This is a genomic window from uncultured Psychroserpens sp. (genome assembly GCF_947503375.1).
In the GTDB taxonomy this organism is placed as follows: Bacteria; Bacteroidota; Bacteroidia; order Flavobacteriales; family Flavobacteriaceae; genus Psychroserpens.
Map to the genome: position 1 here is coordinate 199,665 of NZ_CANNDQ010000005.1, position 23,176 is coordinate 222,840.

The following is a 23,176-nucleotide window of genomic DNA, read 5'->3' on the forward strand; positions in this document are numbered from 1 at the left end:
TTAAAAATTAGGAAGATAAATTTTTTTTCACATACATTTGTAGCCTGAAAAAATCAAATATGCCGAAGAATTTAGTCATTGTAGAGTCACCAGCAAAAGCCAAAACCATAGAGAAGTTTTTAGGAAAAGATTTCAAAGTAGAGTCAAGTTTTGGTCACATTGCAGACCTGCCTTCAAAAGAATTAGGAGTTGATGTAGATGGTGATTTTAAACCCAAATATCAGGTTTCAAAAGATAAGAAAGATGTCGTTAAGAAGTTAAAGGATTTAGCCAAAAAAGCAGAAATGGTTTGGCTCGCTAGTGATGAAGATCGTGAAGGAGAAGCTATTGCGTGGCATTTGGCTGAAACTTTAGGGCTAGATAAATCAAAAACCAAGCGTATAGTTTTTCATGAGATCACAAAATCTGCCATAAAAAAAGCTATTGAGAACCCAAGAGGTATAGATTACGATTTAGTTGACGCACAACAAGCTCGCCGCGTGTTAGACAGAATAGTAGGTTATGAGTTATCTCCAGTACTTTGGAGAAAAGTAAAAGGAGGTTTGTCTGCAGGTCGAGTCCAATCAGTATCAGTACGTTTGATAGTTGAACGAGAACGAGAAATTAATGAGTTCAATGCTGAAGCGTCTTTTAGAATAGATGCTGAGTTTTCAAATGAGAACGGACAAACATTCAAGGCAAAACTTCCTAAGAATTTTTCGTCAAGAGAAGATGCTTACGGCTTTTTGGAGTCTAATATTAACGCAAGCTTTAAAGTTTCAGATTTAGAAAAAAAACCAGCTAAGAAATCGCCAGCAGCACCATTTACAACATCTACAATGCAGCAAGAGGCTTCAAGAAAATTAGGATTTTCAGTAAGTAGAACAATGAGTAATGCGCAGCGGTTGTATGAAGCAGGACTTATTACTTACATGAGAACTGATAGTGTAAATCTATCTGATGAAGCACGAAAAGGAGCGCAAGCTGCAATAGAAAGCGCTTACGGTTCAGAGTTTAGTAAACCTAGAAATTATAAGGGTAAATCTAAAGGGGCTCAAGAAGCGCATGAGGCAATACGCCCTACAGATTTTTCTAGACATTCTGTTAACGTAGAGCGAGACCAAGCACGTTTATACGATTTGATTTGGAAGCGCGCTATAGCTTCACAAATGAGTGAAGCAAAATTAGAGCGAACCAATATTAAAATTAGTGCCTCTACTCATAGCAACACTTTCACTGCTAGTGGAGAAGTAATTACTTTTGAAGGTTTTTTAAAAGTTTACCTTGAAGGTACTGATGACGAAGATACAGAACAAGAAGGAATGTTGCCTGCTATGCAAATAGATGAAGTTTTGTTGAATAATTACATCACAGCTACACAACGCTTTTCAAGACCTCCTTACAGATATACCGAAGCTTCTTTGGTTAAGAAGTTAGAAGAGTTAGGTATTGGTCGTCCTTCTACCTATGCACCAACAATTTCAACGATTCAAAATAGAAATTATATAGAAAAAGGTTCTAACGAAGGCGTTGAAAGAGATTACGTCCAGTTAATACTTCAAAATAGTGGAATCAAAGATCATACGCTTACAGAAAAAGTTAACAGTGATAAAGGTAAATTGATACCAACAGATATTGGTATGATCGTAACAGATTTTTTGGTCAATCACTTCGGAAGTATTTTAGACTATAATTTTACAGCTAAAGTTGAAGCCGATTTTGACGAAATTGCTGAAGGTAAAGAAGATTGGACTAAAATGATGAAAGATTTTTATAAAAGCTTTCATCCAAAAGTTGAAGATGTAGCTGCCAATGCCGAACGTGAATCAGGAGAGCGAATTCTTGGTACAGACCCTAAAACAGGTAAGCAGGTAAGTGTAAGGTTAGGTAAATTTGGACCAATGGTACAAATAGGAACTGTTGATGATGAGGAAAAGCCTCAGTTCGCAAGTCTTTCCCCTGACCAACAATTAACAACCATTACTTATGAAGAAGCAATGGAATTGTTTAAATTGCCAAAGCAATTAGGCACTTATGAAGGGGAAGTAATTGAAGTTAATAACGGTCGTTTCGGACCATATGTTAAATTTGGAAAAAAATTCGTATCACTTCCAGCCGGAACAAACCCAATTGACGTAGAAATGAACCAAGCTATTGAACTCATAAAAGAGAAGCAAAAAGCAGATGCTCCTATATATATGTATCAGGATTTACCTGTTCAAAAAGGGAAAGGACGATTTGGACCATTCATTAAATGGAACAACATGTTTATCAACGTCAATAAAAAATACGATTGGGACAATTTGTCTGATACAGATATTGTAGAATTGATTGAAGATAAAATTCAGAAAGAAAAAGATAAGTTGATTCATCATTGGGAAGATGAAGGTATTCGTATTGAGAAAGCTAGATGGGGAAGACATCATATTATTAAAGGGAAAGTAAAAGTTGAGTTGCCAAAGACTGTTGATGTTTCTGATATGACTTTAGAGGAAGCTCAAGCTGAAATAGAAAAGAAGGCGCCAAAGAAAAAAGCGACAACCAAAAAAAGAACCACCAAAAAGAAAACTACTACTAAAAAATAAATTTTAATGAATTTTAATTTTTTGTCTCCTGTCTCAGATTCAGTATTAGCTCATAACGAGCTATTGTCTGAACAAGCGCTTGGCAAAAGAATAAGAATTCACTCTACACAACATGGCATACCTGACCTTGATGGTGTTAAATTAGCTATACTAGGCGTAAAAGAAAATAGGAATGATGTTAATTATATGGGAGAAGAACTTAGTTTTGATACCATAAGAACATCCTTGTATTCTCTGTTTCCTGGAAATTGGTATACTACAATAGCAGATTTGGGAGATATTCCAGCAGGTGCTTCAACAGAAGACACTTATTATGCAGTACGTACGCTAATTTCAGTTTTAATTGAAAACAGAGTAATACCAATTATACTTGGTGGAAGCCAAGATATTACCTATGCTAATTATCGTGCTTATGATACCATGGCTCCAATGGTCAATATTGTCAATGTAGATAGTAATTTTGATCTTGGAGACGCATCGGTTGAAATGAAGAATAATAGCTTTTTGGGTAAAATTATATTAGAGCAACCATACAATCTATTCAATTACTCTGCAATTGGATATCAAACCTATTTTAATTCTCAAGAAGAAATTGACTTGATGGAGAAGTTGTATTTTGAGGCATACAGATTAGGAGAGATTACGCATAATATTAATATGGTTGAACCTGTAATGCGTGATGCTCATATTGTTACTATGGATTTAAAGTCTGTACGAGCAGCAGAAGTTGGTGCTAAGCAAAAATATTCACCAAACGGATTTGACGGGAAAGAGATTTGTACAATTTCAAGGTATGCTGGCATTAGTAATAAAGTATCTTCTTTTGGTATTTATGAGTATAAAACTACCAACGAGTTAGAAGCAACACCAATGTTAATTTCGCAAATGATATGGTATTTCATTGAAGGAGTCAATTGTCGAGTAGAGGATGACGATTTTAATAATGAAGATAATTACCAAAAGTATAATGTTTTAATAGAAGATGAGGAGTTGATTTTCTATAAAAGTATTAAAACGGGACGTTGGTGGATTGAAATACCTTTTTTACCAAATGTTAATAATAAATTAAAAAAGCACACGTTATTACCTTGCACGCATGAAGATTATATTGAAGCAAGCCATGGTAAGATACCAGAAAGATGGTATAAAGCGTATAAAAAGAACAGTTTTTAGTATATTCATGGTCTAAAATTTTAACATTGTTTTAATCGATGAAATGTTAAGTTTTTAGGATAAAGTGTCAAAAAACTTAAAAAAAAATTGTTTTTTACAAAATATATGGATATGTTTACTGCCTTAAAAAAATTAAGTATACAATTACAACTAAATAATTTAACCTCGAGTTTCTATGAATATTAAGAAGTTTGCTTTATTAACCGCTGTTTTAGCTCTATTGGTCAGTTGTGGCTCTGGTGACAGAGGAGAACTGGTTGGAGTTAGAGGAAAGAAATGGCATCCAGAAAAACCATATGGTATGACACTTGTTCCTGGAGGAGCATTTATTATGGGTAAATCTGATGATGACCTTGCAGGTGTGCAGGACGCACCTACACGTACAGTTACTGTAAGAGCGTTTTACATGGATGAAACTGAAATTACAAATAGTGAATACCGCGAGTTTGTATATTGGGTTCGAGATTCTATCTTAAGAACTAAACTTGCCATTTTAGCCGATGAAATTGGTGAAACTCCAGGAAGTGGAGGTATTGGAGAGTTTGCGTTCAATGATGCTGATCCAGAAAACATGTCTGTGTATGAAAAATACATGTATGATAACTATAGTGGTCTAGGACCAACTGGTTATGAAGGTAGGAAACTAAATCGCGAAGTTGATTTAATTTTTGATACCGCAGATTATCCAGATGAATATTACGCAGAAGTGATGGATACTATGTATCTTCCAATTGAAGAATCATACAACGGTCAACGCACTTGGGATGTAACTAAATTTAAGTTTCAGTACCAGTATATGGATATCCAAAAAGCTGCTAAAGATCGTAATTTAAGACGTAGAGATGTTATTATCACTGAAGAGATTGAAGTGTATCCTGACACTACGGCTTGGATTAGAGATTTTTCTTACTCGTATAATGAGCCAATGCACAACGATTACTTCTGGCACGATGCTTATGGAGATTACCCAGTTGTAGGTGTATCTTGGAAACAAGCAAATGCATTTTGTCAATGGAGAACATTGAAAAAGAATATCTATCAAAAAGAAAAAGGAAGACAATTTGTTAATAAGTTTAGATTGCCTTCTGAAGCAGAATGGGAATATGCAGCAAGAGGAGGTCTTCAAGGAGCTACATTCCCTTGGGGCGGACCGTATGCTAAAAATGACAGAGGTTGTTTTATGGCCAACTTTAAACCTTTAAGAGGTGATTATGCTGCAGATCAAGCACTCTACACTGTAGAAGCTGATGCTTATGAGCCAAATGATTTTGATTTATATAACATGGCTGGTAATGTTTCAGAGTGGGTGCAAGGCTCTTATGATCCAGCATCTTATGAATATTCAGCTTCATTCAACCCAACCGTGAATGATCCAGATAACGAACGTAAAGTCGTTCGTGGAGGTTCATGGAAAGATGTTGCGTATTTCTTACAAGTTAGCTCAAGGGATTATGAGTATGCAGATTCAGCAAGAAGTTACATAGGTTTTAGAACTGTTCAAGATTATATGGGAACAGAAGTAACACAAAACGCAGCAACTAACTAATTAAAACAATTAACTAAACTAAATATTTAATCTACTTAAGTATTCAACTACTTAAAACTAAAAACAAAAATTATGGCACAGAAAGGAAACATCACAATCACAAACATGGTCTACGGATTAGGAGCGGCAATCGTAATTGTTGGGGCTTTATTTAAAATCCAGCACTGGCCTTATGGTTCTGAAATTTTAACCGTAGGTATGATTGTAGAGGCCTTGGTATTTACATATTCAGCTTTTGAAAGACAACAATCAGAATTAGATTGGTCATTAGTATATCCTGAATTAGCAGGAGGGATGACTTCAACTAAGAAGAAAAAAGAAGAGCCTAAGGACGCAGAAGGATTATTATCTAAAAAATTAGATAACCTCTTAAAAGAAGCAAAAATTGACGGTGAGTTAATGGCAAGTCTTGGAGATAGTATTAAAAACTTTGAAGGTGCAGCGAAAGGAATCAGTCCTACAGTTGACGCTATGAATGCACAAAAGAAATACAGTGAAGAAATGTCTTTAGCTGCAGCTCAAATGGAATCGTTAAATAGCCTTTACAAAGTTCAAATGGAAAGTGCTAATCGTCAAGCAGCTATTAATGAGGAAGCTGTTGAAAATGCAACTAAGTTAAAAGAACAAATGCAATCTCTAGCATCTAACCTTTCATCATTAAATGGTGTTTATGGTGGCATGTTATCTGCAATGAACAAAAACTAATTAGTTTTTTGAACTATAAGTATATTATTAACGACTAAAAACTAATTAAAAATGGCAGGAGGAAAATTATCTGCAAGACAGAAAATGATTAACTTGATGTACTTGGTCTTCATCGCGATGATGGCTATGAATATGTCAAAAGAAGTACTATCCGCTTTTGGTTTGATGGAAGCAAAGTTTGCTGATTCAAACGCATTAACTAGTGAGCGAAATGAAGCATTACTAGCCGATCTTGATAAAAAATCTGAAGAAAAGCCTGAAGATTTCATGATTCCAGCAGCTAAAGCAAAAGAAGTTAGTGCGGCATCAGATAAATTTTATAGATATATCGAAACTTTAAAGAATGACCTTCTTAAGCAAGGCGACTATAAAATTGACCCTGAAACCGGTAAATTACCTTTCGAGGCAATGGATAAAACAGATATCCTTGATGAAGCATGGTTTACAGGTGATAGAATGACCAAAAAAGGTCAGGAAGTTATGTCTAAAATAGAAGAGTATAAATCTGAAATTAGAAGAATACTAGGAAAGGATATAAAAGCTCAAAAAGTTTTAGCAAATTTTGACAAAACGTTCAGTACTGAAAAAGTAGAAAATAAAGACGGTAAGAAGATAGACTGGTTAGATTACCATTTCAAAGGATTCCCAGCTATTGCTTCTTTTACTAAGTTAACAGCATTCCAAAACGATGTTGAGGTAACTGAGGCTAACATTATTAACTACTATTTAGGTAATGTTTTAACTGATGCAGTATCTTTAGATAAGTATAAAGCTATCATTTTAGCTGATAAGTCAGCATTTTTCGCAGGTGAAAAATTCCAAGGAAGAGTAGTGATTGGTAAATATGCAAAAGTGCCACCAACAGGATTAAGCATTGGAGGTCAAGCTATTGATTTAAATGAGGCGATTGACTCTACTGGAGCTGCGCGTTTAGATTTTAACGTTGGTGGTGTAGGTGAACATGAAATCGATGGTACATTTACTTTTATGGAAGATGGAAAGCCATTAGAGATCCCTATCAAAGGTAACTATGTAGTAGTACCAAGACCAAATTCAGCAACTATTTCTGCAGACAAGATGAATGTAGTGTATCGTGGAGTTGTAAATCCAATGACCATATCGTTTGCCGGTGTACCAGACAATAAAGTTTCTGCTACTGGAGCTGGTTTGAAAAAAGGTTCTGGAATGGGTAAATATACTATGGTGCCAACATCTGGAAGAGAAGTAACTATTAATGTAACAGCAACATTAGATGACGGTTCTAAAGTAAGTGATAAAGCTATATTTAGAATTAAAGATATTCCTAAACCAACAGGTAAACTTAATGGACAGAGTGAAGGTAAACTTCCTAGAAATAATGTAGAAATTGGTAAAGTAGAATCAGTATTAGAAGATTTCGATTTTGACTTACCATTAACTGTAACAAGCTTCAAAATTAAAGTACCAGGACAACCATCTGTAACCTGTTCTGGAAACAGATTGAATGGAACAGCTAAAGGTGCTTTACGTAAAGCGAAGCGAGGAGCTGCAATTCAAATCTTTGATATCAAGGCTAGAAGTAATGGTCCAATTATCAAACCAGCAACTCCAGTTGTTATCGAGTTATCTAATTAACCTATTGTTATAGAATAACCCAAATTTAAAAATTAAAGACGATGAATTATAAATTTTTATTATCAATAATTGCCACTATTAGTATTACATCTAGTATACATTCTCAGGCAAATATTTTAAATGCGCAAACACCACAAGAAATTGGTGTTAAAACCGAAGCACAGTTGGCGCTTGATAATGACAAGCCTTTGGAGTATGGCTATGTTGATGATAGAGACATACTGTTCTCTAAAATGACTTGGGAAAAAGTTGTTTTAGATGAGCGTGTTAACTTTCCGTTATATTTCCCTGTTGACACTAATAATATTGGCAAGGAAAGACGCTCGCTTTATCATACATTGATTAAAGCTGTCAAAGATGGAAAAATCACAAATGTTTATAATGATTCTTACTTTACTGAGAAAAGAACAATGAAGGAGCTTAAAGACATCACAACTAAGGTTGATACTTTAGATATTGGTTATGACCAATTAAATGCTGATGGTTATGTAGATCCTGAGTATATCACAACGAGAAATATAGAAGCATTTGATATTAGTGCATATTTAGTAAAAGGGCTTTGGTACTTTGACAAGCGTCATGGCGAACTCAAATATAGAGTATTAGGTATTGCACCAGCTGCACCAGATATTAACTTTATCGATTCTAATGATGAAGCTAATAGAGTGCCTAATGCATTATTTTGGGTATTTTTCCCAGAAGCAAGAGAAGTGCTTCACCAAGCTAAAGCATTTAATAATAAAAATAGTGCTATGCCATTATCATTTGACCATTTGTTAAACTCAAGACGTTTTAATGGGTACATGTATAAAGAAGAAAACGTATATGGAGATCGTGAAGTCAAAGAATATGTTGCAGATAACGCTTTGATGCAATTGCTTGAGTCTGATCGTATTAAGGATAAAATACGCAACTTTGAACAAGATATGTGGTCTTACTAAGTAAAGAAACCCTTATAAAAACGCTCACTAAAACTAGTGAGCGTTTTTTATTTACATTATTTTAGAACTATGAAAACCATAGATTATATCGTTGTAGGATGTGGACTAGCAGGAATTGCATTCTGTGAAAAATTAAGAGCAAACCAAAAGTCTTTTATTGTTTTCGATAATGCCTCTCAATTATCTTCAAGAGTAGCAGCAGGATTATATAATCCGGTAATCTTAAAACGATTTACAAAGGTTTGGGACGCAAAATCACAGTTAGAGATTGCAATACCATTTTATACAGAACTTGAAAAACTTTTAAAGATAAAACTTAACTATAGGTTACCAATCTATAGAAAATTTACTTCTATTGAAGAACAAAACAATTGGTTTTTAGCCTCCGAAAAACCGGTCTTGAGAGATTTTTTATCTACAGAACTTATAAAAAATTCAAATGCATTTATAACTGCAGATTTTGGTTTTGGAAAAGTATTGCATTCAGGAAGAATAAATACATCAAGACTAGTAAATGCTTACAATTCATATTTAGATAGCGAGGGTCAACTCAAGAAAGACTCTTTTAAATATGATTTATTAAACATAGAATCTGGCATCATTCAATATAAAAATATCATAGCTAAGCATGTAGTTTTTGCAGAAGGTTATGGGCTATCTAGAAATCCATTTTTTAATTATTTACCATTAAATGGTACAAAAGGAGAAATGCTAACAATAAAAGCACCAAAATTAAGAATAAACTTTATTTTAAAGTCTTCAGTATTTATTGTTCCCTTAGGTAATGATCTTTATTGGGTTGGTTCAACTTATGAATGGGAAGACAAAACGCACCAAATTACAGAAAAAGCAAAAGAAGAGCTAGTTTTAAAATTAAAAACTATTATCAGTTGTAAGTTTCAAGTTGTTGAACAAGTCGCAGGTATACGACCTACAACTAAAGATAGAAGACCTTTAATAGGAACGCATCCACGCTATAATAACATTCATGTTTTAAATGGTTTAGGAACAAGAGGTGTTATGCTTTCGCCATATGTAGCAGACCAGCTTTTCAATCATATAAATAAGTTAAACCGATTAGATTCGGAAATTGATATCAAACGGTATCAACAAGATTAAGAACTTCTATTTTTATTAACTAATGTCTTGTCATAGTTCATAAAAAGATTGATCCAAATATTTCTTGAAAGACGCATTATAATTGGACCAAATACTATAGTTGTAATCACGATTGCTATAAAAGCTGTAAAGAGTGAGGATCTTAAAAAGAGATAACTAATTATAAAAGTGGCTACAGCAAAGGCAATGCCAACACCATAGCTAACATACATCGAACCATAAAAAAAGGAAGGTTCCATTCTATAAGTAGTGTTACAGTAAGAACACTTTTTGTTTATTTTTAAAACATCGCTCAATATATAAGGATTCTTTGTTTCGTACATTGATTCTTGCTGGCATTTTGGACATGTTCCAGTAAAAATACTATATACTTTAGTGCCTTTTAGCATGACTTAAAATTGTTTACTTTTGTTGCTTTTACTAAAAGTAAAATTAGTTTATTTACGACTAATATTACTAACATTTATAATGTTTATTGTAATTGTAATATTTGAAAAAACTATGCTTAACATTCATAATTTATCTATCTCATTTCAAGGCGAATACTTATTCGAAGACATTACTTTTAAGTTAAGTCCAGGTGATCGAATTGGTTTGATAGGAAAAAACGGTGCTGGTAAATCGACCATGCTTAAAATTCTTTCAAAAGAATTAGAACCCGATTCTGGGCAAATTGCTGCAGATAAAAATTTGAGCTTTGGTTTTCTTAAGCAAGATATAGATTTTGTTTTTGGTAGGACTGTTTTAGAAGAATCATATGAGGCTTTTGAAGAAATTAAAAAGCTAGAAACTCAAATGGAGCATGTCAATGAGCAATTAGCCGAACGAACCGATTATGAAAGTGAAACCTACAATCAATTAATGATAGATTTAAACGATGTACAACATCAATATGAAATAATTGGTGGATACAACTATCAAGGTGAAACCGAAAAAATACTACAGGGCTTAGGTTTTAAAAGAGATGATTTTAATAAATTGACCGACACATTTTCTGGTGGTTGGCGTATGCGTATTGAATTGGCTAAATTACTTCTTCAAAACAATGATATATTATTATTAGATGAGCCAACCAACCATTTGGACATAGAATCTATAATTTGGTTAGAGAGTTTTTTAAAAAGTTATTCAGGAGCTGTAGTTATCGTTTCTCATGATAAAATGTTTTTAGATAATGTTACAAATCGTACTATAGAGATTTCCTTAGGAAGAATCTATGATTACCCAAAACCGTATTCAAAATTTTTGGTATTACGTGAAGAGATAAAAACACAGCAATTAGCTTCTCAAAAAAATCAGAAAAAGCAAATAGAACAAACTGAAAAACTCATTGAGAAATTTAGAGCAAAAGCCAGTAAAGCTACAATGGCTCAGTCACTTATAAAAAAATTAGACAGGATGGAGCGCATTGAAGTTGACGAAGATGACAATAGTGTTATGACATTGAATTTCCCTGTTTCAGTAACACCAGGAAAAGTAGTTGTTGAAGCCCATAACATATCGAAAAGTTATGATGATAACCATGTACTATCCAATATTGATTTAATGATAGAGCGAGATAGTAAGACTGCTTTTGTAGGTCAGAATGGTCAAGGGAAATCAACATTAGCAAAGATTATTGTTGGTGAGCTCAAACATAGCGGAAATTTAAAACTAGGTCATAATGTACAAATAGGCTATTTTGCTCAAAACCAAGCTGAATATCTTGATGGAAGCAAAACTGTTTTGGATACCATGATTGATGCTGCAAATGAATCGAATAGAAGTAAAGTTCGTGACATCTTAGGGTCATTTTTGTTTCGAGGCGAAGAGGTAGAAAAATATGTTAGAGTACTTTCTGGTGGTGAACGAAACCGATTGGCTTTAGCTAAATTGATGCTTCAGCCATTAAATGTCTTGGTGATGGATGAGCCTACGAATCATTTAGATATTAAGTCTAAAAATGTTTTAAAAGAAGCCTTAAAAAAGTTTGAAGGGACTTTAGTTTTAGTTTCTCACGATAGAGATTTTCTACAAGGTTTGGCAAATGTAGTATATGAGTTTAAAGATCAAAAGATAAAAGAATATTTGGGTGATATTGATTTTTATTTAGAACAAAGAAATGTAGAGAATTTAAGAGAAGTAGAACGAAGAACAGTAGTAAAAGAATCACCAAGATCAAGTAACAAGCAGTCATACCAAGATCAAAAAAAGATTAAGTCACTTAATAATAAATTAAGTAATGTAGAATCTAAAATTAGTCAATTGGAGAAGGAAATAAAGACCCATGACATAGAATTAGCAACTAATTACGATGCTACTGTTGCAGATGTTAGTTTTTTTGATAATTATCAAGCAAAAAAACAACAACTTAAAAAGCTTATGAAAGATTGGGAAACGATACAATTACAGCTAGAAGAGCTTTGTTGATTAACTAAAATTAAGTTGTGGAAGAACACTTTTTTCAATGTCCATATTGTTGGGAAACCATTTCAATGTTAATAGATATTTCACAAATAAAGCAGTCTTATATTGAAGATTGTGAGGTGTGTTGTAACCCAATTCAATTACATATAACCACAGAGAATCAAGAAATTATCAATTTCCTAGCCCAAAACATAGAGCAGTAGTAATATTTTAAGTATTTGATTTTCAATTATTTATATTTTTTTTCGATAAACAACATTGCATTTCATCGAAAAAAGTTCGCATATTATCGGTATTTTGTTATTTTCGTTATAGTAAATATGCTCCCTCGCAAAAATCTACTTTTATGAAAACCGCTAAAATTACATTATTACTATGTTTGGTAACATTGGTTGCTTTTGCCAATGTATCTTCAAAAGAAAAACAAGCTCTTATAGCTTTACACAATGCTACGAATGGTTCTACTTGGGCTACAACTTGGGATTTGTCCGATCCAGTTGATAGTTGGTATGGTGTTACGGTAAGAGATGAAAAAGTTGTAGCTTTAAATTTAGAGTTCAATAATTTGGAGGGTCAACTACCTGAAGCAATTGGCGACTTGATACACCTTCAAGAAATGAACTTTTTTAGAAATAACATTTCTGGAGCTATTCCTAATTCAATTGGAAACTTGAAAGCTTTAACAAAAATCAATATCGCATTTAACAAATTAAGTGGTGAATTACCAACAAGCCTTGGCGAATTATCATCTTTAAAGACCTTACAATTATTTATGAATACAATTGAAGGCTCAATCCCAGCTTCTATAGGACAATTATCTCAGTTGCAAACATTAGAATTATATAGCAATAATTTAACAGGAAGTTTGCCTTCTACACTAGGAGAGTTATATAATTTGAAAGAATTATTGGTAAGTAGTAATAAGCTCACAGGAAAATTGCCATCAACAATAGGAGACTTAAAAAACTTAAAAATTTTAAGTGTGTTTGATAATAACCTATTAGGTATAGTACCTAGTTCAGTTTCTAATTTAACAAACTTAGAAGAATTAGTTTTAGCAAATAATGCATTTTATGGTAATCTGCCATCTGATCTGGCAAACTTATCTAACTTAAAAGTTTTGATGTTAGGAAACAATGGTTTTAAAGGTGAATTAGTAGGATTGGAAGCTAAGTTTCCAAAACTGCAACAATTCGATTTTGTAAATACTAATGAAAGAGGTACAATTGCTACTCTAGATACAGAAGACTAGTTATTTTTATAGTTTTGTTTTTATCGAACTCCTTTCATTTAGATGTTAGGAGTTTTTTTATCTATTATGTTTGTAGAAATCAAAAAGCGTTGTATATTTGCAGTCCAATATCGCGGGATAGAGCAGCAGGTAGCTCGTCGGGCTCATAACCCGAAGGTCACTGGTTCGAGTCCAGTTCCCGCTACTAAATATAAATTATTTTAAATCAACGGTTTAGTTCACGCTAAGCCGTTTTTTTATGAAAACTATTTATGATTTAGTTACCTTAGAAGTTCAAAATGAACACGATTTGGAACACGAACCTGACCACGTCAAACCATTTTTATAAGCAAAAATTTAAGATATCTATAATGACTTATCAAAGCTTTGGTAGGTTTGCTCTACAAAATAAATTAATGAATTTTGTGAGCTAAACCTTTTTCTTTTGTGAGTTATCTTTATTCGAGATAGAATTAATTGAAAGAGTTTCTATTGTATTCAATATAACATGTAATTCAACATACACAGATACAAAAATATCGTGATAATTTTAGATAAAATGTTTAATCATATTTGCTGTAAGTGTTATGAAATGGATTACGATTTGTATATATAGCGTCAACCTACAAGACCAATTACAACTAATTTTGTAACATCAAATAAGCCAAAATCATGTTTAAACATTTTTGCCTACAATTATTTATGCTGTTTACTGTATCTCTATTCGGTCAGGAAATTACTTTTCAAAAGAATACAAGTTATGCTGCTCGAAAATTAAAATTGATACAAAAACTGAATGCAAGTGGTGATAGCCTGATCTTAGAAAGTGAGAAAAAGCAAATACGACAAGTAGACATTCTAAACGATACCTATTTAGAAAGTATAGATGTTAATAGTAACGCAGGAAAAATCAATCTTAAAAAATTACCTTTAGGTAATTATGTGGTACAAGCTAACTTAGGAAGGCATTGGATTGTGATGTACTTAGAGAAAAAAGAACCAATTAATGCTAGTTTAACCGAAACTAAAGTTAATGAAAGTAAAGACGAAAACGTAATTAAAAACGCGGTCATTCTTGAAGACAACCCGAATGAGGTTCGCTTCAAAGAAAACACCCTTTACTGGGTTGTTTATGAAAGTAATTCGCCATTTTCTTCGAATAAAACTATGGGTTTGAAATATTTTGATGAGATACAAGATTTGATTTCTAAAATTAAATTGGAGTTAAAATCTGAAGTTGGACAATACAATAAGTTGTTTGTTTATGAAATCTATAACAGAAAAAAGTTTATGAAAAGGCAGCTTAGAAACCGTAAATATTATAAGTCAAAAAAATCAAAATTCTTTAACGTTTCTCCTATATATACCTCAGAGGAGAAAGAGGACATAATTAAGAATTCAAATAAAACTTGATATACAATTAAGGTATCGTCTTAAATAATAGTATTTTTAGTTAGAAAAATACTATAGAACACATTTCTCTTTTTCTTTTATGAACATAACGTCCTAAGCTACGATTTATTCTAATTAATGCAATTCAGACTTTACATTGCTATGAAAAGTTTAACTTTATATCCTGAATAACAAATTGCATCAAGCAGATATGAAGTTTTTTTATTGCTTAGTTTTCTTTTTTGTCACATTCTTTTCTTCTTCTCAAAAACAGATTGATAGTCTTAAAGCAGTTCTTGAATTTACAGAGCCTAAGTCTACCACTTATATCGACCTATTGAATGAAATAGGTTATAGTTATTGGATAGTAGACTCAAATGCGTCTTTAGACTATGGCAACAAAGCTTTAATGTTGTCAGATAGTTTGAATTATTTAGAAGGCAAGGCTAGAGCTAGTCGTGTGATTGGCGTGGCATTTTGGACCAGAGGCAATTATACAGCATCTTTTAAAGCTTTGAATAGCGCCCTTAAGCAATACAAGACCCTAAACAGTTTAGAAGAAGTTGCTAATTGCACATTAAACATAGGTATGCTATATGCTGCATTACATGAAGAAGATAAAGCTTTGGAGATGTATCAAGATGCAATAGATCAATTTACAGCTCTCGATCTAAAATCTAGAATTGCCACTACTTTTACTAAAATTGCCACAATTTATATTGATCAAGATAGATTGTATGAAGCAAAAGATTATTTAACAAATGCTTTGAAAATGCACGATCAAGCTAACTTTACTTATGGTATTGGTGAGGTACATAATAGGCTAGGGCAATTATATATTAAACTCAATGAAAAAGAGCAAGCCTATTACCATATTGAGCAATCCATTATGAAAAGCAGAGCAGTTCATGATACTGATGGAATGATCAATAACCTTATTCAATATGGTAAATTACTCCTACTAGATAAGAAGTTTGACGTATCTCAACAACATTTGGAATTAGCAATTTCTAGAGCAAAAAAGAACAATTTGAAACGATACGAATTGGAATCTTATAAAATACTTAAAGATCTAAAACTAAAAGCGAATAAACCTGAAGAGGCATTAGTATACTATGATAAATATATTGCTTTAAAAGACAGTGTTTTTAATTCTGAAAAAACTATGCGCATTGCCACAATTGAGTTCGAAAATGAATTAGATAATAAAGAAAAAGAATTAGCATTACTTCAAGAAAAGAAAAAGACAGACGACATCATTAAATGGGGTTTGATTATTGGTGTTTTGTGTTTTATGTTTATAGCCACTCTTTACCTTATGAATTTAAAAAAGCGTATTTCTCAAAGACGTGAGTTACAGACCACCAAGGAGGAGTATAATAAGGCCGAATTAGAGAATGCCAAGTTCAAGCAACAAGAGTTAAAACAGAAATTAGATTTTAGAAATAAAGAGCTAACGTCTTATACGTTGAATTTTGTTCAAAAAAGTGAGTTATTCCAAGACTTAAAAGAAAAAATAGAACTGCTCAAATCAGCAACACCTAAAACACAACAGTCCATTATAAACGAGCTTAGCCGAATAATTAAACAGCACATTAATATTGATAGAGATTGGGAAGACTTTAAACGCTATTTTGAAGATGTTCATACAGATTTCATTAAAGAACTGAAGTCTAGGCATCCAGATTTAAGTGCTAATGATATGCGTATATGTACATTAACAAGGTTAAATCTTAATATCAAAGAAACAGCCTCTGTACTAGGAATTACACCAGAGAGTGTTAAAACGGCTCGTTATAGACTTAGAAAAAAACTCAATCTCGATGCTAATCAAGAACTTTTGAGTTATTTTTTAAGTTTAGAAAACTAAAAACTAAAATTATTTTCCTTTTTTAAGTATTACTTTTCTTAAATCTTGTTTTATTTAATCACCTGATATTCAGTAATTTTTTAATGAATGTCTACCTAATGTTTACTCTTTTTTAAGTGAAAAATCAAAATGGTCTATCTAAAATACTTTGGTAGACCACTTTTTGTATACCTACATTTTTTTTAGTGCTAAAGTATCCCATTTAGATTTGCACTATCATCAAAAATCAAAAACCGAACAGTATAAGGTGTTTAAAAATCAAAAAAATACAATCATCTAAAATCTATTAAAATGAAAGATATAATTATGAACTTGCCTAGTCCGTTAGAGATTATTACAGATCCAATATCTATTGTGATTTTAATCATGTATGCTTTTATTATGCTTTGGGAGGCGCTTTTTCCTGCTAAAGTACTTCCCCAAGTTAAGTATTGGAAGTTGAAAGGGTTTATAGCTTTTACGATATTCTTTTTTTTATCAACTTATTTTCCACTCATTTGGGATGCGTATTTAATCCATTTTCAAATTTTTGATCTATCCATTTTAGGAACTTATACAGGTGCTTTTGTAGCTTTAATTATCTATGAGTTGGGGGTTTATGTTTGGCACAGGATGATGCATCGAAGTAATTATTTGTGGAGAGTGTTTCATCAAATGCATCATAGTGCAGAACGCTTAGATGCCTATGGCGCTTTTTATTTTAGTCTAATGGATATGATAGGCTTCACATTACTTGGTAGTTTATGTTTAGTAGTTATAGCTGGTTTCACAGTTGAAGCCACAACACTATTTATTCTTATCACAACATTTTTAGCCATTTTTCAACATAGCAATATTAAAACACCAAAATGGATTGGTTATATCATCCAAAGACCTGAGTCGCATTCAGTTCATCACGGGAAAGGAACACATGCTTATAACTATTCTGATCTCTCTTTCATTGATATGATTTTTGGGACTTTTAAAAATCCAACACATTTTTATAAGGAAACAGGTTTCTACAATGGTGCCTCAAACAAAGTAATAGAGATGTTTTTATTTAAAGACATATCTCAAAAATAATAATTGTAAAATGTATGACCAGCCATAAGCTTATTAGAACTTCAATATGTAACGCTATAACTCGCAGTGAAAACAAAAAAAATGACTTGATATATCTGTGCGTATCTTATTAACTACTGGATTTTTATGTTTAGTTAGAGGCTTAAAGCACAATAAAATGGGATGGAATTGCACGAGAGCTAAATTAAAAATTGAATATCTAAAATTTTAATAATCATATAATCTAAAACAATATCATTAATCAAAAATTAAATCTTTAATCATGAAAACAATCAAATTTATCATTTTAACAAGTATAGTCCTATTATCGTGTTCTTGTAGTAGTGACGATGATGACTTTACAGAACCAAGTCTACAGACTGTTCAGTTGAATATCATCGGAAGAGGAATTTCAGTTGCCCAAGAAAAGAACATCATTCATCCACAAACTGGAGAAGAGCGTGCAGCATTTTGCTTTCTTATGAACCTCATAGATTCTGAAACAGGTGAAGTGATTGGCACATTGGAAGATTGTGATACTGGCACGACTGAACTTGAAGACGGATCATTGATTTCTCAAATAACAACGGTATTCAATTTTACAGGTAGAGGCACAATCACTTCAGAAAGTATAGTATTACAAGAGCCTACCGGGAACGGATTCTTTACTACGAGTTTTATACCTACAGAAAACAATATCATTGATGGCACCTTTGAATTTGAAGGTGTGCGAGGTAAATCAACTCTAAACGGAGAAATCGATTTAAACCAATTTGATGACAATATCATCATTTTCAATTGTGAATTCAAACTAGAATTAACCTATTAACCGTTAAAATATAAAAATCATGAGATATTCATTATGTATTATATTCTGTATTTCAATTATAAGCATTTCTATATGTTCTTGTAGTAAAAATGATGATGATATTGTTGAAGAGCAGCTTGTAGCCGAACCGACTTTTGAAGAATTATTAGTGGAATTTAGTCCTTGGTCATTTACAAATTATGAGGTGCTAGAAATTGTATCAACCACAAATGAAAATATCACAGCTGATGATATAAATAATTATACTTCAGAATTGCTAGCTGGATTTATTATGGAGTTCACCGAAGATGGCGTGGTAATACTCAATCATCCAATTTCTGGTGAGATTACAAGAACATGGACTCTTTTTGAGGAGGATATCATTTTTGATATCGATTCAAACACACCACAAATATGGCAAAATATTCAAGTTGAAGAAGGTCGCTTTAGTATAGAAACTCAATTATTCTCAATTTTTGAACAAACCTTTGAAATCGTTGAGCACTATGGACAATTGAATTTTGAATAATAACATGTTGGGGAATAGTTAATTATTCAATTAAAGCCTATTTAGATCGTTCAAAATAGGCTTTATTATTTTTTGTACAAAAAGAAGTACTCAATAATAAGGCTAACCACGAAAAATTACAATGTCTATTTATTTAGTTTTAAATATGAATTGATAAAAATAGTCAACCTTTCACTTTAAAAGTGTAAGTAGAAATCAGGTCGTCACCTATTAACAGATGTACATCATAAAAGCCAGTTTCTTCAAATCGATATTCCAGTGTTAGAGATTTGCCTTTAATTACCGTAGAGGTAGGTTTGGTTTTTCGATCTCTAAAACCGTTGTCAATTTTCAAGCTAACCTGGTCTGTTGAGATGGGTTTTAAGAGTTGATATTTAAAAATGACTTTTTCATTTCTCGTAATAATGTTATGCATCTTTTTTGGAGCACTATGTGTACTTAAGTTCTTGTAGGCTTTTCCATAAATAACAGGCGCTTCAATGAATTCATTAAATGTAGGTCTCTGATGCTCTTCTAAAAGAAACCATTTTTCATCAATTGGATGGTGGTTTACGGCAAATAGTTGAGGGTCTGCCAGAAAAAAGCCATCATTATATTGAAACTTAAATTGGAAGGTTTTAGGATTTGGAATACCACTAGCCCAAGTAGGATCGCAGAGATACCATTTGTCGTTTAGCTGTACAGCATTCCAAGAATGGTTTGGATTATTAAGTCTATCAATGTTTATTGTACTTGTTCTACCAAACCCGTGAACAATTTCGCAATTAATATTTGCTAACCGCGAAAGTTCTTTTACCAGATAGGCATAGCCAGTGCAAATGGTTTTTTCGTGCTTTAAAAGTTTACGAAACAAAACTTTGTTAAAGCGAGTGTTCCAGTCATTAAGTTTTGCGCTGTCGTTTTGAAATTTTTGTCGTTTTCTACTATTTTTTAAATATAAGCTATAATCATTTTCGATATTTCCACAAACCCACATATATATGGCTCTAAATTGCTCCACATCTGTTGTTAGATTTGAAGTCAATTTATGTGATAAATAAGGTAAATTACTTGCGTCATCAGTTTTGCAAGCCAACGCAATGCTATCTGCTTTTTTGAAATTGATAGCTCCAAAATCAGAGATTTGAGCATTAGATTGGCATGCAAAGATGACTACTATCAGATATGTAATTATTTTCGGCAAGACCTGAGTTTAGAAACTTAACGCTTTGATTTGTAAGGTGTATCAGCGTTAACAGCTCCCATGATTTCTATAAGATCTGTAGTTAAAACTAAGTTGATAAATGTTGTGTTTTCTTCAATTTTAACTTCTTGTGTTTCATACCCTAAGTAACTAAAAACAAGAATGTCTCCAGGTGTTAATGCTTTAGGGAAGATGAATGCACCATCCTTATCTGTTGAAGTACCTACTTTAGTGCCTTTGAGTGTAATATTAGCGCCTAAAATTGGTCCAGAATCATCGCTCACCATGCCTTTAACTGTGGTTTCTTTAGAAGCAGATGCGCCAGCTTGCGCATATAAGTTATTAGAAACTAAAGCACCCATAAAAAAGATGCTAATTAAGATAAGCGTTCTTTTAAGCCCTGTTATCATTAGTTTTTTAGGTAAACTATTGGTGGTTAGGTCATTTTTTTTAGCTCTGTTAAAGCCAAATTCTCTCTTTGTAATTGTTAACTGTGTTTTCATAATTTTAATAATTTTATTAAATCTAGTGTTTGTATCTAAAAGTTACAACTCGTGTTGAGTTATGACAACGATCTAATGAGTAAAAAGCATATTTTGTTTAGTTAAAACAACATAAAGAATTAAAATAGCAAATTTTATATCTAATACATTATTAATTTATCTAAAGCTATTTTTTACAAATTAAAGATAGCAAATTGTTATGAAACCAATTGAAAGTTAGATGCTAATTAACATTAATAACATCTATCTTTTCTTAATACGTTTAATGTAAATATCTTTACTTTGTCAATAACGCATTGGAATTGATATTTTGGTTTCTACACCTTGAGCATCATTGATGTTGTTCATTGACATCGAAAAATTTCCAGAGCCGTAAATGGTCTCTAATCTGCTGAAAATATTTTTTATACCAATACCATCGCTATATTTTAAAAGGCTATCAAATGTTTGTTCTAGATATTTTCCATTATTTCTTATTATTAAATTCAATCGCTCTTTTGTTTCGAAAAGATGAATTGAGATTGTTAAATTTTTGATCTCATAAGAGTATCCATGCTTTATTGAATTTTCAATAATTGATTGAATCATCAAATTTGGGATCAATACCTCATTGAGGGCTTCATCTATTTGCTTTTTGATTATTAAATCTTCAGAAAACCGAGTTAAAATCAAATCTATGTATCTCTCTAATATTGACAATTCTAGCTTGAGCGGAATTAAATTTTCAGTCTTTATTTTAATAATATCACGTAATAAGCTACTAAGGTTAGCAATTTTTTGTTGGGCTTGGCCAGCATCAATATCTATTAAAGCAGAAATGTTATTCAATGTATTAAAAATAAAATGAGGGTCTAATTGCGATTTCAATAAAGACATTTTTACTTGAGTTAATTGCGATTTTAACTCAGATTGCTGTGATTTATAAGTGCTCAGATTTTTAAAGTAGTTATATAAATAGATGATACTTAGTAAAGAGAAATACACTAAAAAGTTATCTGGAGATACTAATATAATCCTGTAAATGATATAATGAGAAACGTTCTCAATTATAGGTAAATTATTAGTTGCTAGTAGGAACAAATAAGAAATATAACTAATAAAAACACCTATTAAAATCGAAAGGACAACGTGAAACAAGAGCTGTATGATGACATGTATTTTGTAAAATCGAAATAATTTAATGAGTTTGACAACTAGATACATGAAGGTTAAAACGACGAGCCAATCAATAATGTAGACTTCTATCAAGAATGTAGGTAATTGTAATTCTGGGTTTTTGTAATGGCGCACTTTATTAATAAAAAGCGCATTAAAAACAGAAAATATTTCAAAAAGTGTGTAATATACTATTATGATGATTGCCAGTGTTTTATCAATTTCTACCTTGACAAAATTTGGATTATTGATGTTTTTGAAAATAGCGTTCACCTTATTTAAGTCTTAATCTGGTTTTCACAGTTTTTCGATAGGATCTTCCTACTCTAAATAATTTTCCATCTTTCATTTTTATATCAAAATCGGTGTGATTTGAGTGAATAATTTCCAAGATGAATTCGATGTTGATAATTACAGACCTATGAATTCTCATAAATAAGTCTTTATTTAAAGATGTAAGCAAATTGTTCAAAGAGTCTCTAACGACAATCTTCTTGTCTTCAGTAATAATTTCAGGATAACTTCCAGAGGCTAACACATATTTTATAGAAGATTGATCAATGAAGTTAACTTTATTGCCAGTTCTAACAGGAAACTTCTTCGAAAATAGATCATTCCCATGATCATGTGAAACCTTTGAGACATAGTCTATCATTTCATTAATCTTATAACCTATATTAGAATGCTCTTGGCTTTTATAAAATGAGATGGCTTTATTAACCGAGTTATAGAACCTAGAATTTTCAAAGGGTTTCAGTAAATAATCTATTGCAAAAATATCAAATGCTTTAATTGCAAATTCATCATAGGCTGTAACAAAAATTACTAAAGGACTTTGTTCTGAATCAATATTTTTCATTACATCAAAACCATTCATGTCTTTCATTTCAATATCCAAAAAAACCAAATCAGGATTAAGATTGTTTATAGATGTAATTGCATCTTGCCCATTTTGACATTCACCAATGATTTCTACGTCTTCAACTCTACTAAGCAAACTTATGATTCGTTTTCTCGCCAATAATTCATCATCAATCACTAAAACAGTCATTTTCATAGTTTAAATCTAGGTTTGTTGTGTTAAAAATATAGAATAACTATTAGTTTTCTTTTATAATTTTATAGTATTTAAAACAAAATAATGCCTTTTAAAATATAATTAATGTCGTTAAAAACATTTTTAATACGATTCAAAATCTTTTTATTTTAACATCACTAGCAATAAATTAAGAAAAGTTTAAGATTTCAGTGTTTTAACATTTTTTCAAAACATTATTGTGCTGTTAAAAACAATATTCATACACTCTAGTACATATGCAATTTTACTAGACCTATATTCATATACATTAGCTTTTAATAAACATATAAAGGGTTCATTGAAAGAAATTACAAGTCT

Annotated in this window: 20 protein-coding genes and 1 tRNA gene; 16 read left to right on the plus strand and 5 right to left on the minus strand. The window is 31.9% G+C overall.

The window, feature by feature from the left end:
* The first annotated feature begins 59 nt into the window (after window positions 1-59).
* From topA to Q0876_RS10345, 7 genes are all read left to right on the plus strand, one after another.
* Window positions 60-2,564, plus strand: a complete 2,505-nt coding sequence (gene topA, locus Q0876_RS10315; RefSeq protein ID WP_299227301.1) for a type I DNA topoisomerase — start codon at window positions 60-62, stop codon at window positions 2,562-2,564.
* Window positions 2,565-2,570: 6 nt separating this feature from the next.
* Complete coding sequence (locus Q0876_RS10320; RefSeq protein WP_299227304.1) at window positions 2,571-3,737, plus strand: formimidoylglutamase; 1,167 nt, start codon at window positions 2,571-2,573, stop codon at window positions 3,735-3,737.
* 175 nt (window positions 3,738-3,912) lie between these two features.
* Window positions 3,913-5,283, plus strand: a complete 1,371-nt coding sequence (gene gldK / locus Q0876_RS10325) for a gliding motility lipoprotein GldK (protein WP_299227307.1) — start codon at window positions 3,913-3,915, stop codon at window positions 5,281-5,283.
* A gap of 72 nt (window positions 5,284-5,355) precedes the next feature.
* Window positions 5,356-5,988, plus strand: coding sequence for a gliding motility protein GldL (gldL, locus tag Q0876_RS10330; RefSeq protein WP_299227309.1), 633 nt, complete (start codon window positions 5,356-5,358; stop codon window positions 5,986-5,988).
* A 51-nt stretch (window positions 5,989-6,039) separates the two neighbouring features.
* Window positions 6,040-7,602: a gliding motility protein GldM gene (gene gldM, locus Q0876_RS10335; protein ID WP_299227311.1), complete on the plus strand. Its 1,563-nt coding sequence runs from the start codon at window positions 6,040-6,042 to the stop codon at window positions 7,600-7,602.
* A gap of 41 nt (window positions 7,603-7,643) precedes the next feature.
* Window positions 7,644-8,543: a gliding motility protein GldN gene (gldN, locus tag Q0876_RS10340; protein WP_299227314.1), complete on the plus strand. Its 900-nt coding sequence runs from the start codon at window positions 7,644-7,646 to the stop codon at window positions 8,541-8,543.
* A gap of 69 nt (window positions 8,544-8,612) precedes the next feature.
* Window positions 8,613-9,662 (plus strand): FAD-binding oxidoreductase, encoded by a 1,050-nt coding sequence (locus Q0876_RS10345; protein WP_299227317.1) that lies wholly within the window; start codon window positions 8,613-8,615, stop codon window positions 9,660-9,662.
* Here Q0876_RS10345 and Q0876_RS10350 read toward each other — a convergent pair.
* Window positions 9,659-10,051 carry a DUF983 domain-containing protein gene (locus Q0876_RS10350; RefSeq protein WP_299227320.1) on the minus strand — a complete coding sequence of 131 codons (393 nt, stop codon included), beginning with the start codon at window positions 10,049-10,051 and terminating at the stop codon, window positions 9,659-9,661. The two genes, Q0876_RS10345 and Q0876_RS10350, sit on opposite strands and share 4 nt — an antisense overlap.
* A gap of 112 nt (window positions 10,052-10,163) precedes the next feature.
* Between Q0876_RS10350 and Q0876_RS10355 the strand changes: the two genes are divergently transcribed.
* From Q0876_RS10355 to Q0876_RS10395, 9 genes are all read left to right on the plus strand, one after another.
* A complete protein-coding gene (locus tag Q0876_RS10355; RefSeq protein ID WP_299227324.1) occupies window positions 10,164-12,071 on the plus strand; it encodes an ATP-binding cassette domain-containing protein in 1,908 nt (635 codons plus the stop codon).
* Between the two features lie 17 nt (window positions 12,072-12,088).
* Window positions 12,089-12,271 carry a CPXCG motif-containing cysteine-rich protein gene (locus Q0876_RS10360; RefSeq protein WP_299227327.1) on the plus strand — a complete coding sequence of 61 codons (183 nt, stop codon included), beginning with the start codon at window positions 12,089-12,091 and terminating at the stop codon, window positions 12,269-12,271.
* Between the two features lie 143 nt (window positions 12,272-12,414).
* A complete protein-coding gene (locus tag Q0876_RS10365) occupies window positions 12,415-13,320 on the plus strand; it encodes a Two component regulator three Y domain protein (RefSeq protein ID WP_299227330.1) in 906 nt (301 codons plus the stop codon).
* A gap of 111 nt (window positions 13,321-13,431) precedes the next feature.
* Window positions 13,432-13,504: transfer RNA gene (locus Q0876_RS10370), tRNA-Met, on the plus strand.
* Window positions 13,505-13,971: 467 nt separating this feature from the next.
* Window positions 13,972-14,712 carry a hypothetical protein gene (locus Q0876_RS10375; RefSeq protein ID WP_299227333.1) on the plus strand — a complete coding sequence of 247 codons (741 nt, stop codon included), beginning with the start codon at window positions 13,972-13,974 and terminating at the stop codon, window positions 14,710-14,712.
* 190 nt (window positions 14,713-14,902) lie between these two features.
* Window positions 14,903-16,561: a tetratricopeptide repeat protein gene (locus tag Q0876_RS10380; RefSeq protein ID WP_299227338.1), complete on the plus strand. Its 1,659-nt coding sequence runs from the start codon at window positions 14,903-14,905 to the stop codon at window positions 16,559-16,561.
* 291 nt (window positions 16,562-16,852) lie between these two features.
* A complete protein-coding gene (locus tag Q0876_RS10385) occupies window positions 16,853-17,623 on the plus strand; it encodes a sterol desaturase family protein (protein ID WP_299227341.1) in 771 nt (256 codons plus the stop codon).
* A gap of 262 nt (window positions 17,624-17,885) precedes the next feature.
* The gene (locus tag Q0876_RS10390; protein ID WP_299227344.1) at window positions 17,886-18,431 is read left to right on the plus strand and encodes a hypothetical protein; all 546 of its coding nucleotides are present in this window, start codon (window positions 17,886-17,888) and stop codon (window positions 18,429-18,431) included.
* 19 nt (window positions 18,432-18,450) lie between these two features.
* A complete protein-coding gene (locus tag Q0876_RS10395; protein ID WP_299227346.1) occupies window positions 18,451-18,939 on the plus strand; it encodes a hypothetical protein in 489 nt (162 codons plus the stop codon).
* Window positions 18,940-19,102: 163 nt separating this feature from the next.
* On the opposite strand, the gene Q0876_RS10400 is transcribed toward Q0876_RS10395, so the two are convergent.
* From Q0876_RS10400 to Q0876_RS10415, 4 genes are all read right to left on the minus strand, one after another.
* Complete coding sequence (locus Q0876_RS10400; RefSeq protein ID WP_299227349.1) at window positions 19,103-20,122, minus strand: transglutaminase domain-containing protein; 1,020 nt, start codon at window positions 20,120-20,122, stop codon at window positions 19,103-19,105.
* Between the two features lie 17 nt (window positions 20,123-20,139).
* On the minus strand, window positions 20,140-20,625 hold the full coding sequence (locus Q0876_RS10405; protein ID WP_299227352.1) for a carboxypeptidase-like regulatory domain-containing protein: 486 nt from the start codon (window positions 20,623-20,625) through the stop codon (window positions 20,140-20,142).
* 285 nt (window positions 20,626-20,910) lie between these two features.
* The gene (locus tag Q0876_RS10410) at window positions 20,911-22,053 is read right to left on the minus strand and encodes a sensor histidine kinase (protein WP_299227354.1); all 1,143 of its coding nucleotides are present in this window, start codon (window positions 22,051-22,053) and stop codon (window positions 20,911-20,913) included.
* 1 nt (window position 22,054) lies between these two features.
* Window positions 22,055-22,831: a LytTR family DNA-binding domain-containing protein gene (locus tag Q0876_RS10415; RefSeq protein ID WP_299227357.1), complete on the minus strand. Its 777-nt coding sequence runs from the start codon at window positions 22,829-22,831 to the stop codon at window positions 22,055-22,057.
* Between the last annotated feature and the right edge of the window lie 345 nt (window positions 22,832-23,176).